Origin of the sequence: Shewanella sp., from assembly GCF_051658185.1 — a bacterium.
Lineage (GTDB): Bacteria > Pseudomonadota > Gammaproteobacteria > Enterobacterales > Shewanellaceae > Shewanella.
Map to the genome: position 1 here is coordinate 1 of NZ_JBOFMC010000345.1, position 13,613 is coordinate 13,613.

Below are 13,613 nucleotides of genomic sequence, written 5' to 3' on the forward strand. Positions count from 1 at the left end.
CAACCTGGGGTAAGCACTTGAGAGAGGCGCGTGAGCTGGTGGGCAAAGTAGCTTAAGTTTTTGGGAAGCTTCATCAACACCAGACTAAGATGATTAGGCAAAGGGTCCCGGCTGGTGAGCCAGTGCAGATTGTCCATGGTCAAGTGATTGCGGCTATGATTTTGCTGCGTGCCTAATTGGCTTGTGCGCGCATCGGTTTCAATATACAAGGGCCAGTCGTGATGTAAGCGGGATAAGCCACAGCTTAATGCACCAAAACTGTCGTTGATGATGGCGGTGGGCAGTGGCGCTTGCGCTGTGGCGATGAGCTCTTTAAGTAAATGCTCATCGGCGGCATCCCAGGCTTGAAGATTGGATTGCTGCTCTGCTGGATATCGTAGGAGTTCAAGCTCAATATCCGCGACGGAAAATTGTGTTGTCATGTGCCACACTGCGCCTATAAAAAAGTGCCAATAAAAATAAGGCGCAGATTATCGCAGATTTCCAGATTGAGTGCGACGACTAGCAAGGAGAGGGCGATGCAGTACCGGTTATTTGAATGTGAGCCTACTGAACTGCGAGAGGGTGATGGCGGACACATTCGCCCACCGATTAGCTTAGTGCGTGGCTATCTGAGTGAGCGCCAACAGTCGTTGTTGGTTAAGGAGGCGCAGCGCTATCCATTCACTCGGCCGCAAATTCAAGTCTTTGGGCGCAAGCACGCTATTCCAAGGCAGCAGGTGTGGTTTGCTAACGACGGTTGTGATTATCTTTACTCGGGGCTGCTGATTAAGGCCGCGCCTTGGCCTCCCTATGTGGGCAAGCTTAGGGATAAACTCGCGGCGGAGTTTGCCTTGGCCAGCAATGGGGTGTTAGTCAATTACTACCACAATGGTCAGGATTGCATGGGGGCTCACAGTGATGATGAGCCCGAAATTGCCCCAGGCAGCGATATAGCCTCGGTGACGCTCGGTGCCAGTCGCGATTTTGTGTTAAAGCATAAGCAGAGTTCTACTAAATATATTATTACCTTAGGCAGTGGCGATCTGCTTATCATGCATTGGCCGATGCAGCAGGATTGGCTGCATAGCTTGCCGCGGCGTTTAGCGGTGAACGAGCCCCGTTGGAATTACACCTTTAGGCAACTCATCCCCTATTATCACGGGCCGCGCTAAGTGAGGGTAAAAGGTTTGCGGCTAGCCAGCGCGATGGGGTGTGCGGTGTCATGCACCCGTGACGTGGGCTAGCGTCACCCGTGAGTTATTGTGTATTTACAGGCAATTTGCGGGCGTGAATTTGATCTTTTGATATCGACGTATTACTCTGCCGCCACTGGATTTTCCATTCTGAGATTCGAATATGTCCGATCATCAAGTGCAAGGTACTGTCGCGACGGCGATAACCCTGAAGTTAACTGAGCATTTTTCGCCAACCCACTTAGAAGTCCTCAACGAAAGTCATCGTCACCATGTGCCCCCCAATTCAGAAAGCCATTTTAAGGTGGTGATTGTGAGTGAGCGGTTTAGCGGGCTGCGCTTATTGGCGCGCCATCGCCTAGTCAATGACTGCCTTATGCAGGAATTGGCAACGGGCGTACATGCGTTATCGATGCACACCTATAGCCCAAATGAATGGCATGCTGACGTGTTAGTCCCTAAAACCCCTAATTGCCGTGGCTAACAAACTGGTTATCTTATCGCGATTATCGTCGATGTTGCCTTGAAGATGAGGTTATTCGCCATTGAGCTCGTTCGCGGTTAGGGAAGATGAGATGATTTTATCTAAGATTATCTTGTTATCGGCCTAATTCATTTGGTGTTATGCTTGCAGGCCATCAATCGATTATTGCAGTGGCGCTGATATCGCCCTGAGAATTTGGAGCCCTCTATGCCATTACTTGATAGCTTTACTGTGGATCATACTCGGATGAACGCCCCGGCCGTGCGCGTCGCAAAGCAGATGAGCACTCCTAAAGGCGACGCGATTACAGTATTTGATCTGCGGTTTTGTGCGCCAAACAAAGAGATCTTGAGTGAACGTGGGATCCATACCCTTGAGCATTTATTTGCAGGGTTTATGCGGGATCATTTAAATGGTGCCGATGTTGAAATTATTGATATTTCTCCCATGGGCTGCCGTACCGGCTTTTATATGAGCTTGATAGGCCAGCCCTCTGAGCACCAAGTTGCTGATGCGTGGTTAGCCGCGATGGAAGATGTGCTTAAGGTCGCCTCTCAAACTGACATTCCGGAGCTGAACGAATATCAATGTGGCACCTATGAAATGCATTCTTTGCAGCAAGCACAAGATATTGCTCGCAATATTATTGCCGCTGGCGTGAGTGTGAATCGCAATGACGAGTTAAAGTTAAGCGAAGATATTTTAGAGCAGCTGTAAGACCTCCAAGGTCTTTGGCGAGACACTTGGCCCAAGCCGTGCTCGCCACTTTAGCGTGTTAAGCCGCAATGCAAGAAAGCGACCTAGGTCGCTTTTTTTTTGGAGCAAACTCAGCTACTTTACATTTGGGTAACATTGATGTTGACCGGTTTAAGGTTGATGCCATCACATTCTAACAATATGGCGCCGTACGCTAACCAACACTTTTTGGGAGCTGGGTATGTCTAATCGCTGTTTTAGGGTCTCGCTTATCGCCACTGCAGTGGCGCTGGCTTATTTACCACCACTCGTTTCACCGCCCAAGGTATTGGCGACTGAGCTCACCGCTCTAGCCGAGGCGCAGTCTTCGCGCGACGGTGAACTGACGCCTAGCTCCACTTATTTGCACCGCTCCTCACGTTTTTTAACCCCCGCCGATCCCCAGAGCCAGACTCCGCAGCGTCTTGAGTTGAGTCCGCAAGAGCGCAACCTCCATGATAATGAGCTGATGCTTTTAGGCCAATTAGGTGGCTTGACGCTGCAGTCTGCTGATCGCAGCACAAATCCCCTGCAAATCAGTATGCGCTCAGCGACTCAAGGGCTAGGGGTGATACAAGATAGGGTATATTTTTCCCCCGCCCCTTATAGCGCACCGCAGCTGCAGTTATTGCCTAATCCGCTATTACAACAAAGTGTTAGCATAAGCCCGCTGGCGGATGGTGCCAGCGGTGGTCAGGGTTCCTTTGGCACCCTCGATTATCAGACGCTTACCATTAGCCAACCTCAATCGGTAGCGGGGGTTATGTTTGAAGGTGCCGCCGAGGGAGATGCGCATGCGGGGATGCACTGGGGGGTTAAACAGCAGCAATATGGCATGGTGCTGGCGGCGGATCATCGTCGCAATCTTGCCGATGATGATGTGACCTATGGCGCGGCAGCGGATAGCCAAACAACGGATCTGCTGTTTAAGGTCAATGCCGAGAGCTTAGTCGGCGCGCGTAGTCCACAGTTCACCGAGTTTTCTTATCAGTTTTATGATGATGACAGTTATCGCTCACCGATAGGTTTAACCGCAAGTGATTGGTTAAGTGGGCAACAGCCGGGTTATTCGGCCACGGCATCGGATAAGCATGATGGGCAGCGACATAAATACCAGCTCGCCCATCACTTGCTGCAAGGGAATCGGCGAGTCATCACGGATTTTTACTATCAATCCTATGAACAGCAGGTAAGCCAATTAAGTCAATTTAATGGGCAACCCATTGATAATGATGTGCTTGCCGCCATTGCTCAGTTTGATAAGCAGCCCGAAGCCGCCGGTAGCCAATTAACTACGCTCAACCAAGATAACGATTACAGCGCCTTTGGGGTGCAAACGCAGTCAATCAATCAATATGGCCAGCATCAAGTCACTTATCGACTGCGTTATCATACGGATAAAGCGCAGATGCGCGTTGCTGAGCAGGCAAGATTTTGGCAGGCCGATCGCAGTATTGTCAGTGGCGAACGGGGCCAGCCCTTAGCTTATCGCGATGAGGCGAGTGCTTTTACCTCCACCATTGACTCCCGGCTGCGTTGGCAGGATCTGCAGATCATGCTGGCGTTAACTTATGAGGATGTAGAGGTGAGCCGCCAGCCCGAATTGGCTGAGCAAGGATTAGAGTTGGTGGACTTTTCGGACAGTGATTGGCTGCCGCAGTTAGGGGTGGCATATCAAATGCGTGACTGGCGCTTAAGTGCCGATATTCGCCGAGCATGGAGCGCGGCCAGTGCTGGCAATGCTAAGCAGGAAGCGCAGGCATCATTGCATTATCAGCTTAAGCTGCAATATGAGCATGAGGCTGTAACTGCGCAATTAACTGCTTATCAGCAGGAATTTGACAATCTCCATGTCGATTGCGCCGCTTACTCACAATGCACCGATAGCCGGTTGTTAACGCAAGAGAACATTGCCGACGTGCATACCTACGGCGTCGAATTGGGCATAGGTTATCGGGCGCAGCTCTCACAGTTGCAGTTCCCCTTAAGCGTGAATTATCAATATGTAAATGCACAGCACCAAAGTGCGAATTGTACGGCATTCCTAGGATGTGTCAGCGCAGGGGAAGCGTTATCTTGGCTCCCTGAGCAGCAGTGGCAATTAAATGCAGGATTAAGCTTTGGGCACCAAGACATTAATCTGCGTGCCTTATATCAGTCCGAGCGGGATTTTACTCCATTGGGAGCCGCGTTTGCGCCGATCCCGGCAGGCTGGCGGGTCGATTTGGTCGCCAATTATGCCATTACCGAGCAACATGGGCTGTATGTCCGCATCGAAAACATGCTGGATGAATCTTTGGTAACCACAGCATCAAATAGCGGAATTCATCTTGCCAATGGACGGATTAGCTATTTAGGTTATCAATGGCATTTTTAAATGAATGGATATGCTGCATCAATCTGTACTGGCGTGATGCAGCTAACATTTTCCCTCCTTGCTTTTTTGATGCTTCAGCCCTTATCTAAATTAATTCTTTAAAAATTAATGTTATAGTCATTGCCGATTGCAATGTTATTGCCTGTTGAATGATCACGAATTCAGCGGGGGGATGCAGCCGCGCATGTTTGTTTTAAATCCTTAATTTAGATTTAAAAAATACCCATAATTTTCGTAGCGACAGCATAACAATTGGGGTAGAATGCGCGCGACCAGCGTGATTGCGATCGCATTTCTGTGATAAACCTGCGCTAGCTCAATGCGATAGGTTTTGTTTAAAACCTGAGTATTTAGCAGGAACGCGGCGCATTGTCTTTCCTTCAAAACGTAGTGCTTGTGGATATGATTACAATTAAGAAAGGATTGGAACTGCCTATAGCAGGCGGACCAGAGCAAGTTATCCATAATGGCCCAGCCATTAAACATGTAGCTACTTTGGGTGAAGAGTATATTGGCTTACGTCCTACAATGAAGATTAAAGTGGGCGATAAAGTACAAAAAGGTCAGGTTCTTTTTGAGGATAAGAAGAATTTAGGCGTTAAATATACGGCTTTAGCCAGTGGTACTATTTTAGACATTAACCGGGGCGCCCAGCGTGTACTGCAGTCAGTCGTGATCCAAGTGGAAGGTAACGAAAGCGTTACCTTTGCGAAGTATGATGCCGCTGCACTCGATACGCTTGAACCGCAATTAGTCCGTGATAACCTGATCGAATCAGGTTTGTGGACCGCATTGCGTACTCGTCCTTTCAGCAAAGTGCCAAGGGTAGATTCTTCTGCCGCCGGTATTTTTGTCACCGCCATTGATACTCAACCCCATGCCGTCGATCCTGTTGTGGTGATCCGCGAGCATAAAGAAGATTTTGCTAATGGTCTTAGAGTGTTAGCAAGACTCACCGAGGGTAAAGTTTACCTTTGTAAGGCGCCTGGCGCCGATATTCCTGCCGCGAATGCCCAAGTTGAAGAATTTGCAGGTGTTCACCCTGCAGGCTTAGTTGGAACTCATATTCACTTTTTATTACCAGCCTCTGCAAAACGTACGGTTTGGCATATCGGTTACCAAGACGTCATAGCCATTGGTCAGCTATTTACGACGGGTGAACTGAATACTGAGCGTGTTATTGCGATTGCGGGTCCTAAAGCGGCAAAACCTAGACTGGTTCGCACTGTGTTAGGGGCGAGCATGGCGGAATTGACCGCGGGTGAAGCATTAGATGGTCAGATCCGTTTGATTTCAGGCTCGGTACTCAACGGTCGCACTGCTGCAGGCGTGCAGGGGTATTTAGGTCGTTATCATTTGCAGGTGAGTCTGCTAGAAGAGGGCACTGAAAAAGAATTTTTGGGCTGGGTATTACCTGGCGCGAACAAATTCTCTATCACACGTGCATTCCTTGGTCACTTAAGCTCTTCTCGTTTATTTAATATGACAACGAGCACAGGTGGTTCAGACCGCGCGATGGTGCCGATTGGTAACTATGAGCGGGTGATGCCGTTGGATATTCTTCCTACTATGTTGCTGCGCGATTTAATTTCGGGCGATTTTGACGGGGCTGTGACTTTGGGCGCGTTAGAGTTGGATGAAGAAGATCTCGCACTGTGTACCTTCGTATGTCCTGGCAAGTATGACTACGGTTCATATCTGCGTGACTGTTTAGATACGATCGAGAGGGAAGGCTAATGAGCTTGAAAGATTTTTTCGAACGTATTGAACCCGACTTTGAAAAAGGCGGTAAATACGAAAAGTTTTATGCCCTATTCGAAGCGGCATACACCATTTTTTATACCCCGGGTAAAGTGAATAAGGGCAAAACCCACGTTCGCGATAACCTTGATCTCAAACGGATGATGATTACGGTGTGGGCTTGTGCTTTCCCTGCGATGTTTGTGGGGATGTACAACGTCGGGTTACAAGCGCAAATTGCGTTAGTGGCTGGCTTTGCGACTCCTGATGTATGGCAAGTGAGCTTGTTTAGCCTGTTCGGGACCGAACTGACGGCAAACTCTGGCTGGCCTGCATTGCTGTGGTATGGCGCCTGTTTCTTCCTGCCTATCTATGCGGTGACGTTCATCGTCGGCGGTATTTGGGAAGTGTTATTTGCGGCTGTCCGTGGTCATGAGGTGAACGAAGGGTTTTTTGTTACCTCCATTCTATTCGCCTTAACGTTGCCGCCAACGATCCCATTATGGATGGTCGCGTTAGGTATCACCTTCGGTGTGGTTGTGGCCAAAGAGGTGTTCGGTGGTACAGGTCGTAACTTCTTAAACCCAGCACTTGCTGGTCGTGCGTTCTTGTTTTTCGCGTATCCGCTGAACATGTCGGGTGATACTTCTTGGGTGGTTGCTGACGGTTACTCGGGTGCCACGGCTTTAAGTCAAGCCGCTGCGGGCAGTTTAGATTATGCCTTTAATCAAAACTGGTGGGATGCGTTCTTCGGTTTCATTCCTGGCTCAGTGGGTGAAGTATCGACGCTGGCGATTCTGTTAGGTGGTCTGGTTATCATCTATACCCGTATCGCATCATGGCGCATCGTAGGCGGGGTGATGCTGGGGATGATTGCTATCTCAACCTTACTCAATGTCATTGGTAGCGATACCAACCCGATGTTTGCCATGCCTTGGTACTGGCACTTAGTGTTAGGTGGTTTTGCCTTTGGCATGATGTTTATGGCGACCGATCCGGTATCTGCGTCATTCACGAATCAAGCGAAATGGGCCTATGGTTTCTTGATCGGCGCAATGGCGATATTTATCCGGGTCATTAACCCTGCCTTCCCTGAGGGCATGATGTTAGCGATTCTGTTTGCTAACTTGTTCGCGCCATTGTTCGACCACTTTGTGGTTCAGGCAAATATCAAGCGGAGGATTGCCCGTGGCTAGTAATAAAGATTCGTTCGGCAGAACCTTATTTATCGTTGTTGGCCTGTGTTTAATTTGTGCGATATTCGTGTCGACGGCGGCGGTGTTACTGCGTCCAACTCAAGCGGAAAATAAACTGCTCGATAAGCAAAAGTACATTTTGGAAGCGGCTGGTCTGATTGATACTAAGGCGGCTAAGGTCTCCAAGGCTCAGATTTTGGAAACCTATGGTAAACACATTGAAGCCAAATTAGTGGATTTAAAAACCGGTGATTGGGTTGAAGGGATTGATGCTAATACCTTTGATCAACGCAAAGCGGCCCGTGATGTAAAAACCTCATTTATACCAGAGCATGATATCGCCTCGGTAAAACGGGTTTCACAGCAGGCAGTTGTGTATTTGGTCCGTGATGGCCAAGGTAAGCTGACCAGCGTGATCCTGCCGGTCCATGGGTACGGTCTGTGGTCAACGATGTATGCTTTCCTTGCCTTGGATGCCGATTTAAACACGGTGCAAAGCTTGGTTTACTATGAGCATGGGGAAACCCCAGGTTTAGGTGGCGAAGTACAAAATGCCCAGTGGAAAGCCAAATGGCATGGTAAAAAGTTATTTGATGAGCAAGGCAAACTCGCTATCAGCGTAACCAAAAACCCTGCGGTCGCGAGCTCTCAATACGGTGTTGACGCATTATCGGGTGCAACACTGACCAGTAACGGTGTGCAATATTCACTGACATTCTGGTTAGGTAAAGAAGGTTTTGCGAGTTTCATTGAAAAAGCACGCAATGGAGGTCTCAGCTAATGTCTGACGCTAAAGAACTGAAACAGGTTCTGACAGGACCTATTGTTAACAATAACCCGATTGCCCTGCAAGTGCTCGGGGTGTGTAGCGCACTGGCGGTCACGAGTAAACTCGAAACTGCCCTCGTGATGGCGTTAGCGTTAACGGCGGTAACTGCGTTTTCGAACCTGTTTATCTCAATGATCCGCAACCATATTCCTAGCAGTGTGCGTATTATCGTGCAGATGACCATTATTGCTTCTTTGGTTATTGTGGTTGATCAATTTTTGCAGGCCTATGCCTATCAGATCTCTAAGCAGTTGTCGGTGTTTGTGGGGCTGATTATTACCAACTGTATCGTAATGGGTCGTGCTGAAGCGTACGCCATGAAAGCTCCGCCGATGATGAGCTTTATGGACGGTATTGGTAACGGTTTAGGCTACGGGGCGATTTTGTTGACCGTTGGCTTTGTGCGTGAGCTGTTTGGTAACGGTTCGCTATTTGGTGTTCAAATCCTGCACAAAATTTCTGATGGTGGTTGGTACCAACCCAATGGTTTGTTACTGCTGCCGCCGAGTGCGTTCTTCCTGATCGGTATGTTGATTTGGATTCTTCGTACCTATAAGCCAGAGCAAGTTGAAGCAAAAGGGTAAGTGCGATGGAACATTATATTAGCCTGTTAATTCGCTCTGTTTTCATCGAAAACATGGCACTGGCCTTCTTTTTAGGTATGTGTACTTTCTTGGCTGTGTCTAAAAAAGTCACGACCGCGATGGGTCTGGGGATTGCGGTAGTGGTGGTGTTAACTATCTCTGTTCCTGCTAACCAAGTGATTTACCAAGGGCTGTTGGCACCAGGGGCGCTGGCTTGGGCTGGCGCACCGGAAGCTGATTTAAGCTTTTTGAAATTCATTACCTTTATCGGTGTGATTGCGGCTTTAGTTCAGATCCTCGAAATGGCACTGGATAAGTACTTTCCGCCTTTGTATAACGCCTTGGGGATTTTCTTACCCTTGATCACCGTAAACTGTGCGATTTTTGGTGCGGTCTCTTTCATGGTGGAGCGTGATTACAAGTTAGGTGAGAGTCTGGTGTTTGGTTTTGGCTCTGGCGTAGGTTGGGCATTAGCTATCGTATTGATGGCCGGTATCCGTGAGAAGCTAAAGTATGCCGACGTGCCCAATGGCCTGCGTGGATTAGGGATCACCTTTTTGACCGCAGGTTTGATGGCCTTAGGTTTCATGTCGTTCTCTGGTGTGTCTTTATAAGTCACGCTAAACGGCTACTTGAATTGGACCTTCTAAGGATAAGTTAATGGATATTCTTGGTATTTTAAAATCTACTCCGCTTGAGGTTTACCTCGGTGTGAGTATGTTTACTGCTATTGTCCTCATCTTAGTGTTAGTGATTTTATTTGCTAAATCTAAGCTGGTGTCTAGCGGTGACATTCGGATCGGCATCAATGACGATCCTGAAAAAGCGATTACCACCGGTGCCGGTGGCAAACTCTTAGGCGTATTAGCTAACCGTGGTATTTTCGTATCGAGCGCCTGCGGTGGCGGTGGTTCCTGTGGCCAATGTCGCGTGGTGGTGAAATCCGGCGGTGGTGATATTCTGCCGACTGAACTTGACCACATCAGCAAGGGGGACGCCCGTAAAGGCTGTCGTCTGTCTTGTCAGGTCAACGTGAAGAACGATATGGAAATCGAGCTTGACGAAGAAATCTTCGGGATCAAAAAGTGGGAATGTACAGTTATCTCTAACGATAACAAGGCGACCTTCATCAAAGAGCTGAAGCTGCAAATTCCTGATGGCGAGTCTGTGCCGTTTCGCGCCGGTGGTTACATCCAGATCGAAGCGCCCGCCCACCATGTTAAATATGCTGATTTCGACGTTCCGGCAAAATACCGTGGCGATTGGGAACACTTTGGTTTCTTCAAGTTAGAATCCAAAGTTGACGAAGAAACGATCCGTGCTTACTCGATGGCGAACTACCCAGAAGAGTTTGGCATCATCATGTTGAACGTGCGGATTGCGACGCCACCACCACGTAATTTGACGCTGCCTTGCGGTAAGATGTCATCTTATATTTGGAGCTTAAAAGCGGGCGACAAAGTGACCATTTCTGGCCCATTCGGTGAGTTTTTTGCTAAAGATACCGATGCCGAAATGGTGTTTATTGGCGGTGGTGCGGGGATGGCCCCCATGCGTTCACACATTTTCGACCAACTCAAGCGCCTGAAGTCTAAGCGTAAGATGAGCTTCTGGTACGGTGCCCGTTCTAAGCGGGAAATGTTCTACGTAGAAGACTTTGACGGCTTAGCGGCTGAAAACGACAACTTCGTATGGCATGTGGCGCTGTCCGATCCTCAGCCTGAGGACAATTGGGACGGTTACACCGGATTTATTCATAACGTACTGTATGAAAACTATCTGAAAGACCATGAAGCGCCTGAAGATTGTGAGTTCTACATGTGTGGACCACCGATGATGAACGCTGCCGTGATTGGTATGCTTAAAAATCTCGGTGTCGAAGACGAAAACATCCTGTTGGATGACTTCGGCGGCTAATGCCAATTAGCCAGACATGGGAAAGTTGCAGATTTTAGGGAAGCCTTGAGTCTGCAACTTTTGTCTTTCAAGGCCCACAGTAAGAGTACTAGGTCACTATGCTACAGACCTTAAAGAATAAGATCTTTACAATGAATTCAGCAGTCACTCCTTCTTTTTTCAGTAGGCTATTCCTTGTCGGACTGGCCTTTTTTGTTTCAGCTTGCACAGAACAAAATAAGGTCATATCTCTTGCGGGTAATACCATGGGAACCACCTACCATATTAAGGTTGTCCCGAATGAGTTGATGCCCACGGCCCAATTATTACAGGCTGAAATTGATCTGGCCCTTGAGCAGGTTAACGATCAAATGTCGACTTATCGCACACAATCTGAGATATCGCGTTTTAACTCGCTGCCATTAGAGCAAAGCGTTGAAGTCTCCGCCGATACGATTAAGGTGGTTAAAGAAGGCGTTCGTTTGCACTATATCACCGATAAAGCTCTGGATATCACCCTTGGACCACTCGTCAACCTTTGGGGATTTGGGCCAGATAAGCGGCCAACTAAAATTCCGAGCCAGGCTGAAATTGCTGCCGCTAAAGCCAAAACCGGTATCCATGAACTGGCCATTGATGGCCAGCGCCTCGTTAAACACAATGCCCATCTTTATCTTGATTTATCGTCCATTGCTAAGGGATTTGGGGTGGATAAGGTTGCCGGGATCCTCAATAAATACCAAACATCGGGATATTTAGTGGAAATCGGTGGCGAGCTGCGCATCAAGGGGACCAAGGCTGATGGCAGCCCTTGGCGGGTCGCCATCGAAAAGCCGACCGACGAGGGTATTGCGGTGCAGCAGGTCATTGAACCGGGCACCATGTCAATGGCCACCTCCGGTGATTACCGTAATTACTATGAGGAAGAGGGGCAGCGGTTTACCCATATTATTGATCCTCGTAATGGGTTGCCCATTCATCACAAATTAGCGTCTGTCACTGTGCTACATGAGGAATGTATGACCGCCGATGGCTTTGCGACCGCCATGATGGTGTTAGGCACAGAAGCCTCATTGGCACTTGCGAAGAAAGAGCACTTAGCGATAATGCTTATTGAAAAACAAGCAGAAGGATTTAAAGTTTACTACAGTGATGCCTTCAAGCCTTTTGTTAAATCCTCGGAGTCTATATGAGCACTTTTATCGCGGCATTTTTGATTTTATTACTGTTTTTTTTGTTGATGTCGATTGGTTATCTCATTAAACGTAAAGCGGTTGAGGGCAGTTGCGGCGGGTTAGGGGTATTAGGGATAGAAAAAGCCTGTGATTGTGATGATCCCTGCGATAATCGTAAACGACGCATGGCGGCAGAAGCCGCGCGCCGCGAAAAATTAACCAAAGATCGGATTATTTGATTTTGCTTGATTATGATAGCCCCCATCTTGGGGGCTATTTTTTTGAGTGGGATTTTACTGCATTATCACTGGGATACCATTATGGCTGCGCCAAATCTAAGCGTAAATGAGAATGCTTTTTATCATTAAATAAATGAAATATAAAGATAATTTGTATTAGTTGCTAAGCTGTACTAGGCTGTAATCTTGATGTAGATCAATCTTTTCGCTACAGAGGATCGTCAGTTATGAAAGGTCATCCCAAAGTGGTTGGACAGCTCAATCGGGTGCTTACCTGTGAGTTGACGGCCATTAATCAATATTTTCTGCACGCCAGAATGTTTAAGCACTGGGGGCTCGAAAAGCTTAACCATGTCGAATACAAAAAATCCATCCAAGATATGAAGCACGCCGATAAGCTGATTGAGCGGGTATTGTTTTTGGAAGGTCTACCCAATTTGCAGCAACTCGAAAAATTGCGTATCGGTGAGCATAGTCAGGAAATACTCGACTGCGATTTGGCTTTGGTACAGGAGCAACTGCAACTGCTGCGCGAGGCCATTCGTTTATGCGAAACCGAGCAGGATTATGTGAGCCGCGATCTGCTCGAGGACATTCTGGAAGATGAGGAAGAGCATCTAGATTGGCTTGAATCTCAGCAAGAACTTATCGGGCTCACAGGGATTCAAAATTATCTGCAATCACAATTAAGTGAGTCATAGGAGCTGAATATGAAAGGCGATAAAGACGTTATTGATGCGTTAAATCGACTCCTAACCGGGGAGCTCAGTGCCATGGATCAGTACTTTGTTCATGCCCATATGTATCAAGATTGGGGGCTGAATGAGCTCTATGAGCGTATCGCTCATGAGTCCGATGACGAAAAGGCCCATGCGGCCAAGCTCGTGCAACGGATTTTATTCCTCGAGGGGACGCCGAACGTCGCGGCCCGCGAAGCACTTAATATTGGTACGAATGTGGAAGACATGCTGAGAAATGATCTTGCTTATGAGTACAAGGTCGCCGCTGACCTGCGCCAAGTGATTGCCCTGTGTGAACAGAAACAAGACTATCAAACCCGAGAGATCCTCGAAGTGTTACTTGATGATACTGAATCGGATCATATGTATTGGCTCGAAAAACAACTCGGTCTCATTGGACGTATTGGTTTGCCTAATTATCTGCAAACCAAAATGTAAGTTAA

14 protein-coding genes and 1 pseudogene are annotated in these 13,613 nt (G+C 48.0%); 14 read left to right on the forward strand and 1 reads right to left on the reverse strand.

The window, feature by feature from the left end:
* A pseudogene (locus ACRCZA_RS13050) lies at nucleotides 1-422 on the reverse strand (methyltransferase); the annotation flags it as partial.
* A 96-nt stretch (nucleotides 423-518) separates the two neighbouring features.
* On the opposite strand from ACRCZA_RS13050, the gene ACRCZA_RS13055 reads away from it, so the two are divergent.
* The 14 genes from ACRCZA_RS13055 to bfr (ACRCZA_RS13120) all read left to right on the forward strand — a co-directional run bounded on the left by ACRCZA_RS13055 (nucleotide 519) and on the right by bfr (ACRCZA_RS13120) (nucleotide 13,608).
* Nucleotides 519-1,154 (forward strand): alpha-ketoglutarate-dependent dioxygenase AlkB family protein, encoded by a 636-nt coding sequence (locus tag ACRCZA_RS13055; RefSeq protein WP_438674853.1) that lies wholly within the window; start codon nucleotides 519-521, stop codon nucleotides 1,152-1,154.
* A 184-nt stretch (nucleotides 1,155-1,338) separates the two neighbouring features.
* On the forward strand, nucleotides 1,339-1,659 hold the full coding sequence (locus tag ACRCZA_RS13060; protein ID WP_438674854.1) for a BolA family protein: 321 nt from the start codon (nucleotides 1,339-1,341) through the stop codon (nucleotides 1,657-1,659).
* A gap of 207 nt (nucleotides 1,660-1,866) precedes the next feature.
* Nucleotides 1,867-2,376 (forward strand): S-ribosylhomocysteine lyase, encoded by a 510-nt coding sequence (gene luxS, locus ACRCZA_RS13065; RefSeq protein ID WP_438674855.1) that lies wholly within the window; start codon nucleotides 1,867-1,869, stop codon nucleotides 2,374-2,376.
* Between the two features lie 220 nt (nucleotides 2,377-2,596).
* Nucleotides 2,597-4,771, forward strand: a complete 2,175-nt coding sequence (locus ACRCZA_RS13070) for a TonB-dependent receptor (protein ID WP_438674856.1) — start codon at nucleotides 2,597-2,599, stop codon at nucleotides 4,769-4,771.
* A gap of 402 nt (nucleotides 4,772-5,173) precedes the next feature.
* A complete protein-coding gene (locus tag ACRCZA_RS13075) occupies nucleotides 5,174-6,508 on the forward strand; it encodes a Na(+)-translocating NADH-quinone reductase subunit A (RefSeq protein WP_438674857.1) in 1,335 nt (444 codons plus the stop codon).
* Nucleotides 6,508-7,707 (forward strand): NADH:ubiquinone reductase (Na(+)-transporting) subunit B, encoded by a 1,200-nt coding sequence (locus ACRCZA_RS13080; protein WP_438674858.1) that lies wholly within the window; start codon nucleotides 6,508-6,510, stop codon nucleotides 7,705-7,707. Before ACRCZA_RS13075 ends, ACRCZA_RS13080 begins: the two co-directional genes overlap by 1 nt.
* Nucleotides 7,700-8,488 carry a Na(+)-translocating NADH-quinone reductase subunit C gene (locus ACRCZA_RS13085; protein WP_438674859.1) on the forward strand — a complete coding sequence of 263 codons (789 nt, stop codon included), beginning with the start codon at nucleotides 7,700-7,702 and terminating at the stop codon, nucleotides 8,486-8,488. The genes ACRCZA_RS13080 and ACRCZA_RS13085 overlap by 8 nt, the downstream gene beginning before the upstream one ends.
* On the forward strand, nucleotides 8,488-9,120 hold the full coding sequence (locus ACRCZA_RS13090; protein ID WP_438674860.1) for an NADH:ubiquinone reductase (Na(+)-transporting) subunit D: 633 nt from the start codon (nucleotides 8,488-8,490) through the stop codon (nucleotides 9,118-9,120). Before ACRCZA_RS13085 ends, ACRCZA_RS13090 begins: the two co-directional genes overlap by 1 nt.
* 5 nt (nucleotides 9,121-9,125) lie before the next feature.
* Entirely contained in the window at nucleotides 9,126-9,734 is a 609-nt protein-coding gene (gene nqrE, locus ACRCZA_RS13095; protein WP_438674861.1) for an NADH:ubiquinone reductase (Na(+)-transporting) subunit E, read from the forward strand.
* A gap of 46 nt (nucleotides 9,735-9,780) precedes the next feature.
* Nucleotides 9,781-11,037, forward strand: a complete 1,257-nt coding sequence (nqrF, locus tag ACRCZA_RS13100) for an NADH:ubiquinone reductase (Na(+)-transporting) subunit F (RefSeq protein WP_438674862.1) — start codon at nucleotides 9,781-9,783, stop codon at nucleotides 11,035-11,037.
* Nucleotides 11,038-11,135: 98 nt separating this feature from the next.
* The gene (locus tag ACRCZA_RS13105; RefSeq protein WP_438674863.1) at nucleotides 11,136-12,209 is read left to right on the forward strand and encodes an FAD:protein FMN transferase; all 1,074 of its coding nucleotides are present in this window, start codon (nucleotides 11,136-11,138) and stop codon (nucleotides 12,207-12,209) included.
* Nucleotides 12,206-12,430: a (Na+)-NQR maturation NqrM gene (nqrM, locus tag ACRCZA_RS13110; protein WP_438674864.1), complete on the forward strand. Its 225-nt coding sequence runs from the start codon at nucleotides 12,206-12,208 to the stop codon at nucleotides 12,428-12,430. The genes ACRCZA_RS13105 and nqrM overlap by 4 nt, the downstream gene beginning before the upstream one ends.
* 227 nt (nucleotides 12,431-12,657) lie before the next feature.
* Nucleotides 12,658-13,131 (forward strand): bacterioferritin, encoded by a 474-nt coding sequence (bfr, locus tag ACRCZA_RS13115; RefSeq protein WP_438674865.1) that lies wholly within the window; start codon nucleotides 12,658-12,660, stop codon nucleotides 13,129-13,131.
* A gap of 9 nt (nucleotides 13,132-13,140) precedes the next feature.
* Entirely contained in the window at nucleotides 13,141-13,608 is a 468-nt protein-coding gene (bfr, locus tag ACRCZA_RS13120) for a bacterioferritin (RefSeq protein WP_438674866.1), read from the forward strand.
* The last annotated feature ends 5 nt before the right edge of the window (nucleotides 13,609-13,613 follow it).

Excerpts from the sequence above, each read along its gene's own strand:
- nqrF (WP_438674862.1), top strand. The coding sequence starts at position 9,781 with ATGGATATTCTTGGTATTTTAAAATCTACTCCGCTTGAGGTTTACCTC.
- ACRCZA_RS13075 (WP_438674857.1), top strand. The coding sequence starts at position 5,174 with ATGATTACAATTAAGAAAGGATTGGAACTGCCTATAGCAGGCGGACCA.
- ACRCZA_RS13070 (WP_438674856.1), top strand. The coding sequence starts at position 2,597 with ATGTCTAATCGCTGTTTTAGGGTCTCGCTTATCGCCACTGCAGTGGCG.
- nqrM (WP_438674864.1), top strand. The coding sequence starts at position 12,206 with ATGAGCACTTTTATCGCGGCATTTTTGATTTTATTACTGTTTTTTTTG.
- ACRCZA_RS13055 (WP_438674853.1), top strand. The coding sequence starts at position 519 with ATGCAGTACCGGTTATTTGAATGTGAGCCTACTGAACTGCGAGAGGGT.
- bfr (WP_438674865.1), top strand. The coding sequence starts at position 12,658 with ATGAAAGGTCATCCCAAAGTGGTTGGACAGCTCAATCGGGTGCTTACC.
- nqrE (WP_438674861.1), top strand. The coding sequence starts at position 9,126 with ATGGAACATTATATTAGCCTGTTAATTCGCTCTGTTTTCATCGAAAAC.
- ACRCZA_RS13060 (WP_438674854.1), top strand. The coding sequence starts at position 1,339 with ATGTCCGATCATCAAGTGCAAGGTACTGTCGCGACGGCGATAACCCTG.
- ACRCZA_RS13080 (WP_438674858.1), top strand. The coding sequence starts at position 6,508 with ATGAGCTTGAAAGATTTTTTCGAACGTATTGAACCCGACTTTGAAAAA.
- ACRCZA_RS13105 (WP_438674863.1), top strand. The coding sequence starts at position 11,136 with ATGCTACAGACCTTAAAGAATAAGATCTTTACAATGAATTCAGCAGTC.
- bfr (WP_438674866.1), top strand. The coding sequence starts at position 13,141 with ATGAAAGGCGATAAAGACGTTATTGATGCGTTAAATCGACTCCTAACC.
- luxS (WP_438674855.1), top strand. The coding sequence starts at position 1,867 with ATGCCATTACTTGATAGCTTTACTGTGGATCATACTCGGATGAACGCC.
- ACRCZA_RS13090 (WP_438674860.1), top strand. The coding sequence starts at position 8,488 with ATGTCTGACGCTAAAGAACTGAAACAGGTTCTGACAGGACCTATTGTT.